This window comes from Rhodospirillales bacterium, assembly GCA_018666775.1.
Classification (GTDB): Bacteria; Pseudomonadota; Alphaproteobacteria; order SMXQ01; family SMXQ01; genus JABIXC01.
The window spans coordinates 15,363-32,286 of record JABIXC010000004.1 but is presented as its reverse complement, the minus strand read 5'-3'; the positions used below and the strand labels follow the sequence as shown (position 1 = coordinate 32,286).

The window sequence follows — 16,924 nt, the reverse complement described above, 5'->3', positions numbered from 1 at the left end:
GCCCCAAAGGAGAAACAACCAATGGCACCCACAGATATTGACCTCGACCCCAGCCTTTCGAAAGACCGTGTAGGCCTTGTTCTGTTTGATACCCTGCATGGATACCTCCATCCTGCGGATGAACAAAAGGCTGCCAATCTTGAAAAATGGGGCATTCTGGAAAACATGGCACGTCTGGTTCAAGGCGCCCATGATGCTGGCGTCACGGTTTTCTATGGTGCTGCCGACCACGCAGGGGACGGCGCCGACGTCGCCAGCCGCCTGACCGATACCGACATGGACCTAAATCCCTGGGATGATCGGGAACGCAGATTCATGCCAATGCATCGACGGGGCCATAAGGGTGCGGAAATCGCCATTGAGGTCAAACCGGTCGAAGGCGACGTGATGGTGCCCAAACATCGCTGGAGCGCCTTTCATCAGACCCATCTGGACCTGCAGCTTCGGGTTCGAAAATTAAACACCGTCATCCTGGCCGGAGGCTCTACCGACGTTGGCATTGCCTCCACCGCCTTCAGCGCCCGTGACCTTGACTATGGCCTCGTGATCGCCAGAGATTGCTGTTATTCCCATCGCGGTGACAACAATGACTTCTTAATGGACCGAATTTTCCCACGCATGGCCCGGGTTATGTCTACAGATCAAATCATTGAGCTCATGAAAAACTGAGTAAAAACAAGTTATTAGAAGTATAGCGATGTACAGTTTCATACGATTGTATTGAATTGCCGGTCCCAGACAGGGGTTTAACAGTAAGTGTATATGCTTATGCTTCTGCATTTTACGGTTATTAAATATTAACCACTTTTTAAGCCCCTCAATTAACACTGTAATTTAAAGAAATTTGTCTCTTATCTCTACCATGGGACGAATTTTCTTCGCTCCAAATCGGGGCCAAAGCTAGCTATGTTTGCGAACAGGGTCAAAAAAGTGCGTGACAAATCAACACAGGATTTCGCGACCCCGGACAATTCGATGGGCGATTCGCTACTTGCCATTTGTGATCTTATTACCGCAGCAAGCAATGGAACGGTTACCGCTGCCATTTTTCTGATCGATCCTAAAACTGGCAAGCTCAGTCTTGGCGCAGGCACTGGCATTTCCAGCAAGACCACATTGGTTCTGGGCGACATTACCATTGCACCAAATGCCCCGCCTCCGGTGCCCGGCCCGATTGATTCCAATTCACCGTTTGCGCCATATCTTGAATCAACCAAAATTCATGGCCCTGTTCTCCTCTGGCTTCATCCTGCCACCAACAATGGCATAACGACCGGTGTGATCGTGATCCATGGCAAAGAATTTTTTAGCCCCGATGCCACCTTGATCAAAACCATCGAATCTGCGGCCCGACTTGTCGCCATCGATATTGAACACCATCGAAAAGAAGAAATTGAATCCTACTGGCATCGCCTTCTGGAATCGACCGTAGACAATATCAGCCAGGGGCTTTCGGTTTATGACAAGGATCTTAATCTGATCCATTTCAACCACCAATTTGAAACCCTGTACAAAATGCCTGAGGGCTTTTTGAAACGGGGCATGGCTTTTTCAGACATTATTCGGTTTATGGCCGAATGTGGGCATTATGGTGATGTGGAAATTGATGATTTTGTTAAACAACGCGTCAAACGAATCCCCGATGAAATGGAATGGCGCAACACCCGCCACCTGACCGACGGCACGGTCATTGGTGTCTACCGCAGAGCCCTGCCAGACGGTGGCATGGTGGCGACCTTCACCGATCTGACAGAAGAGACAAGAGCTGCGGAAAAAATTCAGGAAAATGCACACTTACTTTCCACCACAGTGGACAATATAACCCATGGCATCCGGGTGATTGACGCCGATGGCCGGTTATTGCTCTGGAATGATGTTTACCAAAAAATTTATGATTACCCCGATGACCTGATGGATCAGAGCACCCATTACGAAGACCTGATCCGATTTAATATCAACAGGGGGGTTCAGGGGATCCATAGAGCAGATGCAGATGCAGATACCAATGACAAAATAGATGCAGATGCCATCATCAAAAAATATACCGAAGCGGTCAAAAAGAATACGTATCGCACCGATGTGCGGACCATGCCCAGTGGCATTACCGTGCGCGCCACAATGACGCCCATGCCCGATGGCGGGTTTGTTAGCACCTATACAGACATTACGGAAATTCTGGATGCCGAAGCGGCATTAAAGGCAAAGTCTCTCTTGCTGGAAACGTCTTTGGACAACATAAGCCAGGGGTTGGTGGTCCTTGATTCGAATTTTGTGGTCACCATTGTCAATCCAGCTTTTCTGAGCCTTTTTGATCTTGAAGAAGACGCCGTCATTCCCGGTATGGAATACGAAGATGTCCTGAAGCTTTTAGCCAAGAACGGCGAATATGCCAAAGATGGCATCACCCCGAAAGATGCTGTTTCCAGGCGAATGGACGCCGTTCGCAACACCGAATTCAACCAAACCCTGCATCGACGTCCCAATGGCACCCTGATCAGCCGGCTGGCAAAATCCATGCCCGATGGTGGACGCGTCAGCACGTATACCGATATCACAGAAGAAACCCAGGCAGGGGAAGACGCCAAGAAAAAAACTGAACTTTTACAAATGACCCAGAACTATATGGGCCAAGGCATTTGTATGTTCACCAAAGATCTAAAAATCCTCAACTTCAATCATCATTGGGCTGAATTGTTTGACCTGCCACCCGAAGTGGCAAAGATCGGCGCCTCTTTCCACGATTTTATTCATTTTCTTGCAAGCCGTGGTGATTATGGCCCAGGCAACATCGACCAAAAGGTGCAAGAACGCCTGGATCGCATTCTGTCCAACGAAAGTTACCTTGGTGAATACAAGGGGAGAAAGGGACAAATCATTGCCATTTGGCGCATGCCCACCCCGGAAGGCGGCTTCGTCACCACCTATACCGATGTCACCGAACGCCGCCAGGCTCAGGCCAAACTGGATCAGGAATCGCGGCTTTTAGAGACGACCTTCGCCGCCATGTCTCAGGGTTTCATGATCTATGACGACACCAATCATTTGGTCCGGTCCAATGCCCGGTGTCGGGAAATTCTGGAACTGCCAGAAGACTATCTCCAGCCGGGGATCGCCTATAGCGACATTGTTCGCCACCTTGCAGAAATCGGTGACTATGGTGACGTTGATCCTGAAGCAATGGTCGCTGAACGAAACCGGTTGTTCGATCCCAGAGCCGAACACATTCATGAACGAACCCGCCCCAATGGGCGGGACATTGTGACCCACCGAAGCCCCATGCCCGATGGTGGTTTTGTTGCCACCTTTACAGATATTACAGAAATCAAACAGGCCCAAAAAGAAGCCAACGAAAAATCAGCCCTTCTTGAAACTGCGTTCTCTAACATGGGACAAGGGTTCGCTGTTTATGATTCAAATTTACGTCTGGCCGCCTTTAATGGCAAATACATCGAATGGTGCGGCGCGCCCGCAGAAACCATGAAAATCGGGGTGTCTTATGAAGACGTTATGCGCGCCCGTGCCGCGCGGGGTGATTTTGGGGATGACAATATAGAAAGTGCCATTGCCACACGGGTTGAGGCAATGCGCCGGGGCGAATCACATGTACCTTTGCGCATTTTTGATGGCCGCGTGATCCAGAGCCAACGCGCGGTCCTGCCCAATGGTGGCACCGTCACCACCTATACCGATATCACCGAACTCAAGCAGGTTGAAAACAGCCTTATTCAGGCAAAGGAAGACGCAGAAGGTGCCAACAAGGCCAAGACAGAGTTCCTGGCCAACATGAGCCACGAACTGCGCACGCCGCTCAATGCCATCATCGGGTTTTCCGAAATCATGGACAATGCCATTTTTGGCCCCATGGGAGAAAAACGATACGAAGAATACGTCCAATCCATCAATGAATCGGGCGTGCATTTGCTTAATCTCATCAATGACATTCTAGATCTTTCCAGAATTGAAGTGGGCCAGTTTGAACTGGAAGATGACGCCGTTGATCTTTGTGCCGTCATAGAGACCTGTCTGATTTTGACCCGGGAAGAAGCAGGGCACAGCCAGACACAAATTCACTTCACAAAGCCAGAGGCATTTCCTCTTTTCACTGGAGACGAGCGCCGTCTGAAACAAATCCTGATTAATCTGTTGCAAAATTCCATCAAATTTACGCCAGAAAACGGCAACGTTTACATCTCCTTGAATCAAGAAATTGGGAAAGGGATATGCCTTGTCGTCAAAGACAATGGCATTGGCATGTCCAAAGAAGACATCCCCCGCGTGATGGAACGCTTTAATCAAGGAGAGAGTGGCTTACAGCAGAAATATGAAGGCGCTGGCCTTGGTCTGCCCATGGTCAAAAATCTGGTTGAACTTCATGGCGGAGAACTCTTGATCGCCAGCGAGGCAGGTAAAGGAACAACGGTCACCGTCAAACTGCCAGAAGGCCGGATACACAGCGCGATATCCGACACCGACACAGCAACTGCTTCCTGAGCAATCTGGCGTTCTAAACTAGAGCGACATTTGTTCGAAGATGGCCTGAGTTACCGGGCTGGTTGCATCCCCAAAATCAGCCCCCATTTCAAAATGATTGCGACCGGGAACTTCTATCAGGGTGCAGGCCTTGCCTTGTACAACCCACGCATCCGAGAATGCCGAAGATTGGCGCTGAAATTCAGCCAGTTCCTCACTCCCAACCCCAAGCACCAGAGCAATTTCTGCATCCGGAATCTGGTGAATAGCACTCAGTGCCAGTGCACGTTCCCCATCCAGCTTTAGATAACTGTTGCGCCACGAATGCAATACTGGTTCTAAATCGAACATGCCAGAAATCGGGGCTGCCCCCTTGATGATGTCCGCAGGCAAGCCATAGATCCCTTCCCAATCGGTCACCACCATCATGCCCGTCACATGGCTACCCGATGAATGGCCGGAGACAAAAATCTGGTCGGGGTCTCCGCCAAAGCTTTTGGCATTACCATAAACCCAGGCAATTGCCGCCCGGCATTGACGCACCTGTTCTTCCAGCATGACATCTGGCACTTCACCAAAATTCAACGCGACATAATTAGCCCCGGCGTCATGAAATACCGGTGCGGGATAGCTGACCTGACTTTTATTGCCAGATTTCCAGGCCCCGCCATGAATAAAGATATTGATCGGTGCGCCTTTTTTATCGGCGGGAAAAATATCCAGCGTTTCTGCAAGGGATGGGCCATAGGAAACGTCTAAAACACAATCAAGGTCACCGCGTGCCTTCGCACTTTTAGAAATTTTTTGTTCTTTATAACCAGAGGAATCAATCACCTTGCTGTTCTGGTTATACTGCGCATCCAGTTCTTCCTGGCTGTATTCCCGCCAATCCCTGAAATGTTTGTTTGGTTTTTCCAACATTTGGCTCCCCCGCCTTAATGTAATTTCGGCATTTTATAATTGCGGGTTCGATCTTCGGATCGAACCAATATCTCTATCTGTTCGCCGTTCCTGAATATATTGATGGGAACCGAAACCCCCGCATCCCCCAAAGCCCAGATTTGGCGGAATAGATCGCCAAGGCTGTCGACGGGTTTGGCACCCGTTCCAATGACCACATCCCCAACCCGAATATCGGAATTGGCCGCAGGCCCGCCATCCGTTACCCCCACCACCACCAAATTGTCGCCAAATTCTGTTGCTTGCATGCCGATCCAGGGCCGAGGGGGCCGGGAGGTCTGACCGTATCGCATGAGATCGTCAACAATGGGCGGCATCAGATCAATGGGGATGATCATGTTTACATCAATGGGGCTGCTGTTCTGGGTGACTTGTTGCACGTAAAGTGAACCAACCCCCACAAGCCCACCACCGGCACCGATCACCGCTGCACCGGCCCAATGGGGATGGGCGGGCGTGGTGTAGATGGCTTCGTCCAGCAGATATTCCCAATATCCGGCGAATTCCTGTTTGGCCACAACTTCGGCATCAACGGCGTTCATAAGCCCGCCGCCGCCGGCAACCACCACGCGCTCTCCGACCATCACATCGGCCGAATTGCCAAGCTTCAAAGGGACCATCCCCAGCGGTTCAAGGGCCTGAATCAAAGCCAGACCCGATTCCTGATCCCTGCCCACAACATGGGCGGGAATAACCCGTTCATCATTGGCAACCAACCAAATGCTTTCCGCCTCGGTGATAAGATAGCCAACGGTGACCACCAACCCATCATCAGAAATAATGCAACCATTGCCAGAACGCTCGGTCCCAAGGCGGTCGGCGCTGTGGGCATCGGAAGGGACCGTTGAACGAACGCCCACCACAGCATCCAGCGCACTCACAAGATCATAAGCATAATTTTTAGGACTAGGTTCCGTCACCAATTTCTCCGATCTTTTGCATATCGTCTAGAAGATAAATTATCGACGAGCACAATCAAACATTCAACCGGGTTCTTTGATCCCCCATCTGACCAGCACACATCCCTCGCTCAGGAAATCCAGTTTAGCACCCTAAAACCAATGTTTTCTCGCACCCCTTGCCGCAGGGTCAGGATTTTCGTACCTTAAGCCTAATGAAAACACAACCATCCCAAGGGGGGCACTATGGCTTATACGCTCGACCAATTCTGCACCGATTCTCATGACCTCTTGCTACAGGGTTCTGATGATACACAGCTAACCCAGATCAAAAGCAATCTGGTTAATCTTTTGAACAACCCAGACTTTGTTTCTGAAACGTATAGTGATGACACGCCCATCGGTAAACGAGTGCTCTATCACGACACCGACACAGATTTTTACGTGCTGGCCCATGTTCAGGCGGCAGGAAAAAGTGGCAATCCCCATTCCCATGGCACAGCCTGGGCCATCTATGGCAACATCACGGGCGCCACCAACATTACCATCTGGCGCCGAGCCAATGCTGCCGATGCTGACCATGCCGAGTTGGAAGTTGCAGACCGCCACACCATCACACCCGGCACGGCACAAGTTTATGGCCCCGGTGCCATCCATTCCACCCAACACCCCGAAAAGGCGTGGGTCATTCGTATAACGGGCTGTGATCTGGATCACATGCCACGGTATCGGTTTGATCCGAAAAAAGACAAAATTCTGGCTGAGGCCTAACCACAAAAAATTGAGGCGTACCCTATGACAACACCCCTTTTTATACTGCTGGGCTTTGCAGGCTGGACCCTTTTAACCCTGCTTGGCGGTGTTAGCATTCTGCGCTGGCGGCAAATACTGAATGGCACCGCGACGTTCACTGATTTTCCAGCAGACACCCCCCATGGATCGCCTGCCTATCGTCGGGCCATGCGGGCCCACGCCAATTGCCTTGAAAACCTTCCGGTTTATGGCGCCATCGTGGTGGTCATTACCGCCATGGGCCTAAAATTGCCACTGCTGGATGATCTTGCCATTGGCTTTATGGCGGCGCGTATTTTCCAGACGGTGATTCATATCCTGTGCACAGAAACCAGCCTAACCGTCGCATTACGGTTCCTGTTTTTCTTCACCCAGATTATCTGCCTTATCTGGATGGGCATGATCGCGGCATCTGCCGCCCTTTGAGCACGTCACCTTCCACACCAGCCCCTGCAGAACCCATCACCCTGCGTTTGCAGCTTGCGGTCTATATTTGCGGCATTTTTTCCAGCGGCACGTCTAACCTGATCTGGGTGATCGTCCCCCTTTGGGCGCTAAAGCTGGATGCATCCCCCATGTGGATTGGCATTGCCCTTGGCAGTTACACGTTCATGCCGCTTTTGCTTTCCATTCCCGGTGGCGCGCTCATTGATCGCATTGGCGCACGCCGGATGATCTGGACCTTTGGTTCTCTCGTGGTGTGCGTTTCCCTGCTCTATCCAGTCATGCCATGGCTTATAGCGCTGGTCATTTTGCAGATGATCGTTGGATTATCGGTTTCCATGGCCTGGATCAGCACCCAGGCATTGATCGGACAGCGCATGAAGGGTGAGACGCTTTATGCCGGGCGACTGGCGTTTGCAACACGCATCGGCAGTGTCCTTGGCCCACCAGCAATCGGTGCCGCATGGGATTATCTGGGGGCATGGGGGGCATTCGGCTTTGTCTCACTGTGGACGTCTGGCATGCTTCTTGGTATCAGCCTGTTGCCCAAAAGCGCCAAAGAAATTGCGACCCCACCGGAACGGCCCCGACTGGGCGATTTCCGCCCAAAACTTTCAAGCTACACCGATGCCTTCAAATTACTGTCCTTGCCGCCCATCTTGTTGGTGGTGGTGGTGGCAATCCTGCGCCAATCCGGACAGGGCATCCAAAGTTCATTTTATGTGGTTTATCTTGAAAGCATTAATTTCAGCGGCACCCTGATTGGCACGCTGCTATCTGGCTTTCTGTTGGCCGGTGCATTTGGTTCATTGGTTGCCGCCCCATTGGCAAAGGCCTTTAACCGCTATTGGGTCATGATTGCAGCCGTTGCCTTATCCATTGTCTGTATCGCCATTACGCCGTTGATGGGCACCTATGTCTTGTTGATGGTCGCCATCATGTGCCGGGGGCTTGCCATTGGCACCATCCAGCCCTTGATGCTGAACATCGTTTCCAAATCGGCCGATGCCAACAACCAGGGCAAGGCCGTGGGCCTGCGGGCCAGTGCCAACCGTCTTGCCATGACAATCATGCCCATCATCATGGGGGTGAGCGTTGAATTTTGGGGCCTTGAAAATGCGTTCATGATGGTCGGCAGCGTGCTTTTGGTGCTGCTTTTTATCGTTGCCATCAAAGTTTCACGCCTGACACATTTTTCTTCGCAGTAATCAAAGGAGCAAACACATGCAGGTTCAGGTTCTTAACTGGTTGGGGTTTGAATTCATTGAACTGTCCGCAGAAGCGCCCGAGGGTGCCAGCCCGGAAGCCGGCACAAAAGCCATCTTTGATGCGTTTGAAACGGTTCTGGATTCCCATGGCTTAAGCCTTGAAAACACCGTGCGCAGCCGCCTGTTTGGGCGCGACCGCCTGTCCCGCGATCAAGGCAGTGATGTGCGTGCTGCCACCCTTACCGGGCCGGCGCGCACCGCAACATCGAGCTATATCGCGCCAAAACTGTTCGCAACGAAGGCGGCCACAAAAATGGATATGATTGCCATCAGACCTCAAGCAGGCCTTGAAAAGGTGATCCGAGAAAACGACCCGCCCCGCACCCCGTGCCGTTATTTCACCTATGGACCATTAATGATTTTATCGGGCCAAACTGCGGTGCTTGATACATTGAAACAGCAAGTCACCACCAACATTCTGCCGCGCATCACCGAATATCTGGGGGAAGCAAATAGCAGCTGGGATCAGGTGCAACAGGTCAGCTGCTATCTTCATGAAAGCCAAACCGTACAAGACATGCGCGATTTATTTTTGACCATTGCTCCGTCCCTGCCGCCGCGATTTGAAATTCGCTTCGTCGAAGGCTATTCCGCAAAAGGAAAACTGGTGGAAATAGAAGTCACCGCCACGCGCAAGGCTTAAACACCTAAACCGGAATTTCGCCCATAATCGTCGTGCGATGCATGCGCCGGACCTCTGGGGCCACCACCCCGCCACAGGCAAGGTGCAAGGTTGCCCGGTTATCCCACATCATCAAATCGCCCATCCGCCATTGATGGTGATAGACAAATTTTTGATCCCCAATATGGGTGAATAATTCATCCAAAAGCGGCTGGGCCTCTGCATCATCCATGTCGCGAATGCCAATGGTAAACCGGGGACTGATGAACAGCGCCTTTCGCCCGGTCACGGGATGGGTTCGCACAATCGGGTGGAAGGCATCCGGAGGAGAGCGTTCGGCGAAATAGGCGGCTTCATCTTTATGCCGCGTTGGCCGTGTCATCCGTGCATTTCGCGCGCGGTTGAAACTGTGGATGCCGGTCAGGCCCTGAAGCCGTTCCTTCATATCACCCCCTAAGGCTTCATAGGCTGCCGCCATGGAGGTCCATTCCGTATCACCCCCCACCTTTGGCACGATGACGGATTGCAAGATGGTATAGGCCGTAGGCTGGTCCACATAGGCATGATCGGAATGCCAGTCACTGCCCGCATCAGGAACACCAACATTTTTTCCATCCTTGATTTCTGTCGACAAGATCAGAACCTCTGGCTGGTCCACCATTTTGTATTCAGAATTGATGTGATACTGGATTTCCCCAAACCGTCGGCTGAACGCCGTCTGTTGGGCCGGGGTCAAGTTTTGATCGCGCACCGCCAAGACCAGATGTTCATGAAATGCATCGCGCAAGGTTTCAAAATCATCGTCCCCCAGATTTGCCGCATCAATGCCGGTTACTTCTGCGCCCAGTGCATCAGATAAAGGCGTGATGGTGATGGATGTCATGATGCCCTACCAGGTTCCGGTGTTTTCCATGCTGGCCCAGGGTTCTTTGATGGGCAGCGAGCCATCCTTTTGCAGCAATTCCAGAGAAATACCATCGGGTGTCTTGGCAAAGGCCATGTGCCCATCCCGGGGCGGGCGATTGATCACCGTGCCGCTGTCCATCAACCGTTGGCATACGTCATAGATATCATCCACTTCAAAGGCCAGATGGCCAAAATTGCGCCCGCCATCATAGGTTTCCGGGTCCCAATTATGGGTCAGCTCTATCATCGAGGTGTTTTCATTCTTTGCCTTTTCCACATCTTCTGGTGCGGCAAGACGAACAGAGGTGTATCGCGCCTTTTCTTTATCATTGCGGCGGATCAACACGAAACCCAATACATTGCAGAAAAAATCCAACGTGGCATCAAGGTCTGATACACGGATGGCGCTGTGAAGGTAACGCAAATTACTTACTCCCCTGAAGATAAAAATTAAGAATCAAAGACCCCTAAGTGAAGGCAAAACTAGCCTGAAACGAAGCTTAATTTTGCGCCATTTCACCACGCAATAACTGGCCCGGATGTGCGCCGGTATGTTCATTGTCGCGGATAAACACCTGACCATTGACGATGGTGGCCATAATGCCTGTGGCTTTTTGGTCAATGCGCGGCGCACCGGCGGGCAGATCATGCAACAAGGTTGGCATGCTGGGCGCAATGGTGTCGGGATCAAATATGACGATATCCGCATGATAGCCTTCATGCAGCCATCCCCGTTCTTTCAATCCCCAAAAGCTTGCAAGATCAAAGGTGATCTTGCGAATCGCCGCTTCCAGGGTGAGTGCATTTTTATCTCGCACCCAATGGCCTAAAAGGTGGCCGTGAATTGGATTGATGGTGGTTGCGACATGGGCACCTGAATCTGAAAACGTCACCACGGAATGGGGGTGGCGAATCAGCGCCAACACAAAATCCTGATCTTCATTGTTGCTGGGCTGAACAAAGAAAATCTTCAAATGATTTTCCAATGCCAAATCGATAAAGGCATCGATGGGTTCTACACCCCGTTCCTTGGCAATATCAGCCAGTGATGGATGGGGCGGCAGGGGCTGGGTTAACGGAAACACCCAATCCCAATCGACCGCACGCTGGAATGCATTGGGCAGGGCCGGGTCTGGCTTGTGGGTATGGGCATTCACCGCATCCACCAATTTTTTCCGCATTTCTGGGTCCCGCAATCCTGCTTCTTGTTCCTCAAGGGGCAGTTCCCGGAACTCTTTCCAAACGGGGATGTAATCATATGGGGTCATGGTCTCAAACGATCGCAACGATCCGTTCCAGGTTGCCGTTGCCTGGATCAGCATCTTGCCGCCTTCGGCATTGGTTTCATCCACCATCTTAAACTGATCACGCCAGACATCAGGCTGATTGCGTTTCGACCAGGAACTGCCAAACGTGAAGGGACGGCCAGATTTCAAGGCCAAAGCCTTGACCCGTGCATGTTCATCGGCCCGTTTGACAGGGTCCTGAATGATGTTTTCCCGCGCCATCTGCACGATGCCGCAATCGAGTTCCCGCAACACATCCACCAGTTCACAGAATTCTTCCCATGAAGACAGGCGGCTTGCCACTGGCATGCCTTCGGGCGTGCGATGGGCCTGGGTCCGAGAGGTTGAAAGCCCCAGCGCTCCTGCCTGCATGGCTTCTCTTAAGGATTCTTTCATGGCTTCCATGTCTTCAGGCGTCGCCGTTTCTTCCATGGCGCGCTTTCCCATGACATGGGTGCGAAGGGCAGAATGACCAACATAGCCCGCATAATTCATGCCCTTGGGCAGGGCATCAAGGGCATCCATATATTCGGTAAAGCTGGTCCAGCTCCAGGGAATGCCTGCATTCATGGCTTCGGGTGGAATGTCTTCGGCCCGTTCAAAATTGTGCAACACCAAATCTTTTTCGTCCGCAGCACAAGGTGCCAAAGTAAATCCACAATTGCCCATGACCACGGATGTGACGCCATGCCAACAGGAATTGCGCCCGATATGATCCCAAAAAATTTGTGCATCCATATGGGTGTGGCCATCGACAAACCCCGGTGCCACCACATGGCCATCGGCATCAATAATCTCATCGGCCGCTTCACCAGAAAGATCACCAATGGCGGCAATCCGGCCGTCGCTGACCCCGATATCGGCCGGAAACCCCGGCAGGCCAGTGCCATCAATCACTGTGCCGCCCTTGATCAAAATGTCATAAGCCATAATACATCCTTCCCTGTGTCGATCCTGTCTAAATGCAGGTCTGGGGAAAGGATATAGGCAAAGCCCATTGAAGGCAAAAAATCAGATTTTCTTGAGATTTTCCTGGCTCAAACCCTCAGACTCCATCTCTTCGGCCGCCATTGCTTCACCCAGATCATGGGCCAGCGTTTCCTTTAACTGGGCCGCTTCTTGCTGGCGCGCCCACATGGCACCATAGGTGCCTTTGGCGGCCAACAACGCTGCGTGGGTGCCACGTTCAACAATTTCACCATGTTCCATAACCAGAATTTCGTCGGCATCGATCACCGTGGACAACCGGTGGGCAATAACCAGTGTGGTGTGGTTGACGGCAACATCATGCAATGCCCCCTGAATTTCTTTTTCGGTTTGGGAATCAAGGGCACTGGTCGCTTCATCAAAAACTAAAATGGTGGGTTTTTTCAACATGGTTCGCGCAATGGCTACACGCTGTTTTTCACCGCCCGATAGTTTCAGGCCCCGTTCCCCCACCCGGGTGGCATAGCCCTCAGGCGTGGAAACAATAAAGTTGTGAATGGCCGCCACCCGTGCCGCATCTTTGATGGCCGCATCATCGGCCCCGGGGCGGCCATAGGCGATGTTGTAATCAATGGTTTCGTTAAACAAGACGGTATCCTGGGGCACAATGCCAATGGCAGCGCGCAGGGATTCCTGAGTGACAGCGCGCAGATCCTGACCATCAATGGTAATCCGCCCATCATTGACATCGTAAAACCGGAACAACAACCGCGACAGGGTGGATTTCCCGGCACCACTGGGCCCAACGATGGCCACCTTGCGACCAGCGGGCACCCGAAAGGATACGTTTTTCAAAATGGCGCGGTTGGGCTGATAGGAAAAGGATACATTTTCAAAAACGATTTCCCCGCCCGATAATTCCAGTGCTTTTGCATCATCATTGTCGGTCACATCGGCGTGCACATGGATCAGGCTGAACATGCTCTCCATATCGGCCAGCGACTGTTTTACCTCGCGGTACACATATCCCAAAAATCCCAGCGGCAAATAAAGCTGCATCAAATAGGTCACGACCAAAACAAAATCACCAATGGTCATGGTGCCTTCGGTAACCCGGGTGCCGGCCATGACCATAACCCCGGTCAAGCCACTGGAAATGATGATCGCTTGTCCGATGTTTAAAAGCGACAATGACGTCTTGTTCTTGACCGCCGCCACTTCATAGCGTTCCAGCGCATGGTCATACCGCCGCGCTTCATGGTCTTCATTGCCGAAATATTTTACGGTTTCAAAATTTAGAAGTGAATCGATGGCCCGGGTGCTGGCTTCTTGATCGCGCGCATTCATTTCCCTGCGAAACCGCAATCGCCATTCGGTAATCATCAGGGTAAAGGCAATATACGATCCAATGGTGACAAAGGTGGCCAAGGCAAACCAGATATCATACATCACCCATAAAATGACGCAGACCACCAGAATTTCCAGAATGGTCGGGATGATGGAAAACAACATAAAGGCCAGGGTAAATTCGATGCCTTTCATACCGCGTTCAATGGCACGCGATAATCCCCCGGTCTGGCGATCCAGATGAAACCGCAGGCTAAGGCTGTGAAGATGTTCAAACACCCGACGGGCCACGGTACGAATGGAACGCTGGGTCACCTTGGCAAAGACCGCGTCGCGAATTTCACCCGATGCCGTAGACACCAATCGCAACAAGCCATATGCCCCGATCATGGCAAGGGGCAACGCAATGGCCATCCCTGCCCCCGGGGTCAGGGCATCCACGGCCTGTTTATAGACAATGGGCACGCCAACATTGGCGGCAATAGCCACCAGCAGAAGCGACAGGGCAATAACCACGCGCAGACGCAGTTCAAACCCGTTTGCAGACCATAAAAACGGCAATAACGACCGCATCACCCGCACATCCATGCGCCCGGCGAAGGTTTTATATTCACTGGCATCCCAAGGCTGGGGCTTTGCGCCTGTTTTATCCCCGGTTTTACCGGTTGTTTCAGCTTCTGTTTCGGTCTTTTCGCTCATTCAGAATTGGTCCTGCCCATTAAATGTCTTCCATTGGGGCCTAAACCCCGAACTGGCCCACACTATAGCCCGTGCGCCCGTATCTGCCTTGCGGAATATAGACATCCACGCCTCTGACAGGCATAAAGATGGCAAACAACACGATCAGGGGAAACAAAGATGTACACCTTATTGAATTATCAAGATGGCGATACCGTCAGGGCCGCCATCAATGTGGGTGGCCGGGTGATTGATCTTGAAAAAGCCATGGGCAGCGCTGTAACCACCATCGCTTTGGTCCAAGACTGGGGCAACAGCGAAGCACTGCTAGAGGGGCTGGCCAACGATGCCGCCGCTGGTAAATGTAGCGATGCCGATATCGGTGGCATTGATGACATTCAGTTGATGTCGCCGCTGTTGTATCCCAATTCGATTTTCTGTGCCGGGGCCAATTATGGCAAACATGTTCAGGAAATGACCGGTGCCCAGTTCGACAAAGAAACCAGGCGGCCTTATTTCTTTACCAAATCACCCCGCCAATGTGTCTCCGGACCCGACGCCCCCATCCCCCTGCCCCACACATCCCAACAGATGGACTGGGAAGTGGAACTGGCAGCCGTGATCGGCAAACAGGGCCGCAACATAAAAGCAGATGATGCCCTTGACCATGTCGCGGGCTATTTCATCATGAACGATATTTCTGCCCGCGATCTTGGCAAACGGCCCGATTGGCCCATGTGGGGCATGGATTGGGTGTGCCATAAATCCACCGATGGCGGCGCGCCCATGGGGCCATGGATGGTGCCTGCCAGCGACATCCCCGATCCCCATGTTCTGGATATCAAGCTCTGGTTAAATGAAGAATTGCAGCAAGATTCCAATACCTCTGATCTGATCTTCGATCTTTGCGAACAGATCGAATATTTATCCAAACATTTCATCCTGTATCCGGGCGATGTGATTTCCACCGGCACGCCATCGGGCGTGGGCCGGCCCCGGGGCATCTTTTTGAAACCGGGCGATGTCATCCGCATGGAGATCGAGAAAATCGGCACCATGACCAACCACGTGGTTCAGGGGGAATAGCCTGACAGGCAACATCATGGACCCCATTGATGACCGATTGGTGCCCCCATCCGGGCCAGATGCCGATGATGAAACCGGCAATGAAAAAGAACTGTTTCGCGCACTGAATGCGGCCATCACCGCTGGCCAGGTTTCAGGCGGGCAGCTTTCGCTAGCGCTCGATTTAAAGCAGCTCGATCATATTGACTCATCCATTGCCGTCCAGGCCGATTCCAACCGCTGGATTGCGGGCATCATGATCGCTGCCATTGCAGGATATTTCCTCCGCAACTGGCAGACCGGTGCGGGGGCATCCGCCATGATCCTGTCGATTTATCTGGTCTTTGGTCGGGGCTGGATTCAGCGGCGCATGAAAGCCCGGTTTTACAAAACCGTTCTGACAGACATTGATGCCTTTAAAAAGCTGTGGAAACTGAAAGGCATCACCCTTTCGTTCCGCCACGACAGCGATGGCACAAAGGACGCGGTCTGCACTTCACCCAATGGGGATTGGCGGCGCTTTGTCCTTAATCATTTGATGGATGGGTCTGGCACGCCCGATTGATCTAGTCTTCTTTTTTGGACCGATCATCCTGGAATTCCTGCATTTCAAACCCATGCACCGATAAATCGATCATATTGCCATCGGGGTCTGTGACCCGGGTTTCGGCAAAGGGGGGATCATTGGGCCGCGTTTGCGGTGCATCCATCCCGATCCCTTCCAGAGATTCGGCGATTTCTTCAGCCGATCCAATGTGAAAGCCAAAATGTTCAATCCCCGGCGCGCATTGGCCACGGGTTGGCAACAGGGCCAAACATAAATCCCCATCTGACAGGTAAACCGATCCGGTTTCACGGCGCAAAACCACGTCCAGTCCGTAAACTTTGGTGTAGTAATCCGCCAGCCGGTTTGGGTCTGGGGTCTTGATGGCAATATGGCGCACCTTGGCGCGGCGATTGGTATCTGCAGCCATGCCCGTTCCTTTCAAATTAGTGTCGGTCAAATTGGTGTGATGCGGGCAACCCTTGGCCGCCCGCAACCCGGTTATTTACAGCTGATGTGTTTTTTTATAATTTGTCTGACCAGAACCCTAACAGAGGCTGCCAATCCCGATAAAGCCTTAATGCACAACGCCCCAATGTGTGCCCCTTTATGCAATTTACACAGGACACCTGATTTTGCTTGCCTGAATCACAAAAATCCCCGGATAATGGCCGATACTGGCGAAAGCCGCTGTGACGAACTGTGGAGGGGACCCC

Annotated in this window: 15 protein-coding genes; 8 read left to right on the top strand and 7 right to left on the bottom strand. The window is 52.1% G+C overall.

The genetic code is table 11. The features are described from left to right. Positions 1-21: 21 nt before the first annotated feature. Entirely contained in the window at positions 22-669 is a 648-nt protein-coding gene (locus tag HOJ08_01700) for a cysteine hydrolase (protein MBT5672152.1), read from the top strand. Between the two features lie 306 nt (positions 670-975). After that, complete coding sequence (locus HOJ08_01695; protein ID MBT5672151.1) at positions 976-4,491, top strand: PAS domain-containing protein; 3,516 nt, start codon at positions 976-978, stop codon at positions 4,489-4,491. An 18-nt stretch (positions 4,492-4,509) separates the two neighbouring features. Here the strand turns inward: HOJ08_01695 and HOJ08_01690 are convergent, their stop codons facing one another. After that, on the bottom strand, positions 4,510-5,391 hold the full coding sequence (locus tag HOJ08_01690) for an alpha/beta hydrolase (protein ID MBT5672150.1): 882 nt from the start codon (positions 5,389-5,391) through the stop codon (positions 4,510-4,512). A 14-nt stretch (positions 5,392-5,405) separates the two neighbouring features. Further along, a complete protein-coding gene (locus HOJ08_01685) occupies positions 5,406-6,374 on the bottom strand; it encodes a serine protease (GenBank protein ID MBT5672149.1) in 969 nt (322 codons plus the stop codon). A 201-nt stretch (positions 6,375-6,575) separates the two neighbouring features. Between HOJ08_01685 and HOJ08_01680 the strand changes: the two genes are divergently transcribed. The 4 genes from HOJ08_01680 to HOJ08_01665 are packed head-to-tail and all read left to right on the top strand — an operon-like array spanning position 6,576 to position 9,476. After that, complete coding sequence (locus HOJ08_01680; protein MBT5672148.1) at positions 6,576-7,100, top strand: hypothetical protein; 525 nt, start codon at positions 6,576-6,578, stop codon at positions 7,098-7,100. Between the two features lie 24 nt (positions 7,101-7,124). Then, positions 7,125-7,547: an MAPEG family protein gene (locus tag HOJ08_01675; protein MBT5672147.1), complete on the top strand. Its 423-nt coding sequence runs from the start codon at positions 7,125-7,127 to the stop codon at positions 7,545-7,547. Next, a complete protein-coding gene (locus tag HOJ08_01670; GenBank protein ID MBT5672146.1) occupies positions 7,544-8,773 on the top strand; it encodes an MFS transporter in 1,230 nt (409 codons plus the stop codon). Before HOJ08_01675 ends, HOJ08_01670 begins: the two co-directional genes overlap by 4 nt. A gap of 16 nt (positions 8,774-8,789) precedes the next feature. Then, positions 8,790-9,476 carry a RidA family protein gene (locus tag HOJ08_01665; GenBank protein MBT5672145.1) on the top strand — a complete coding sequence of 229 codons (687 nt, stop codon included), beginning with the start codon at positions 8,790-8,792 and terminating at the stop codon, positions 9,474-9,476. A gap of 4 nt (positions 9,477-9,480) precedes the next feature. On the opposite strand, the gene HOJ08_01660 is transcribed toward HOJ08_01665, so the two are convergent. The 4 genes from HOJ08_01660 to HOJ08_01645 all read right to left on the bottom strand — a co-directional run bounded on the left by HOJ08_01660 (position 9,481) and on the right by HOJ08_01645 (position 14,509). Then, the gene (locus tag HOJ08_01660) at positions 9,481-10,338 is read right to left on the bottom strand and encodes a TauD/TfdA family dioxygenase (protein MBT5672144.1); all 858 of its coding nucleotides are present in this window, start codon (positions 10,336-10,338) and stop codon (positions 9,481-9,483) included. Positions 10,339-10,344: 6 nt separating this feature from the next. Further along, positions 10,345-10,785 (bottom strand): lactoylglutathione lyase, encoded by a 441-nt coding sequence (locus HOJ08_01655; protein MBT5672143.1) that lies wholly within the window; start codon positions 10,783-10,785, stop codon positions 10,345-10,347. Between the two features lie 76 nt (positions 10,786-10,861). Continuing rightward, positions 10,862-12,577, bottom strand: a complete 1,716-nt coding sequence (locus tag HOJ08_01650) for an amidohydrolase family protein (protein MBT5672142.1) — start codon at positions 12,575-12,577, stop codon at positions 10,862-10,864. An 81-nt stretch (positions 12,578-12,658) separates the two neighbouring features. Then, entirely contained in the window at positions 12,659-14,509 is a 1,851-nt protein-coding gene (locus tag HOJ08_01645) for an ABC transporter ATP-binding protein/permease (GenBank protein MBT5672141.1), read from the bottom strand. Positions 14,510-14,779: 270 nt separating this feature from the next. On the opposite strand from HOJ08_01645, the gene HOJ08_01640 reads away from it, so the two are divergent. After that, positions 14,780-15,685 (top strand): fumarylacetoacetate hydrolase family protein, encoded by a 906-nt coding sequence (locus HOJ08_01640; protein ID MBT5672140.1) that lies wholly within the window; start codon positions 14,780-14,782, stop codon positions 15,683-15,685. Between the two features lie 16 nt (positions 15,686-15,701). Further along, positions 15,702-16,229, top strand: a complete 528-nt coding sequence (locus HOJ08_01635) for a hypothetical protein (protein MBT5672139.1) — start codon at positions 15,702-15,704, stop codon at positions 16,227-16,229. 1 nt (position 16,230) lies between these two features. Here HOJ08_01635 and HOJ08_01630 read toward each other — a convergent pair whose 3' ends face one another. Beyond that, complete coding sequence (locus HOJ08_01630) at positions 16,231-16,638, bottom strand: VOC family protein (protein MBT5672138.1); 408 nt, start codon at positions 16,636-16,638, stop codon at positions 16,231-16,233. Positions 16,639-16,924 lie beyond the last annotated feature (286 nt).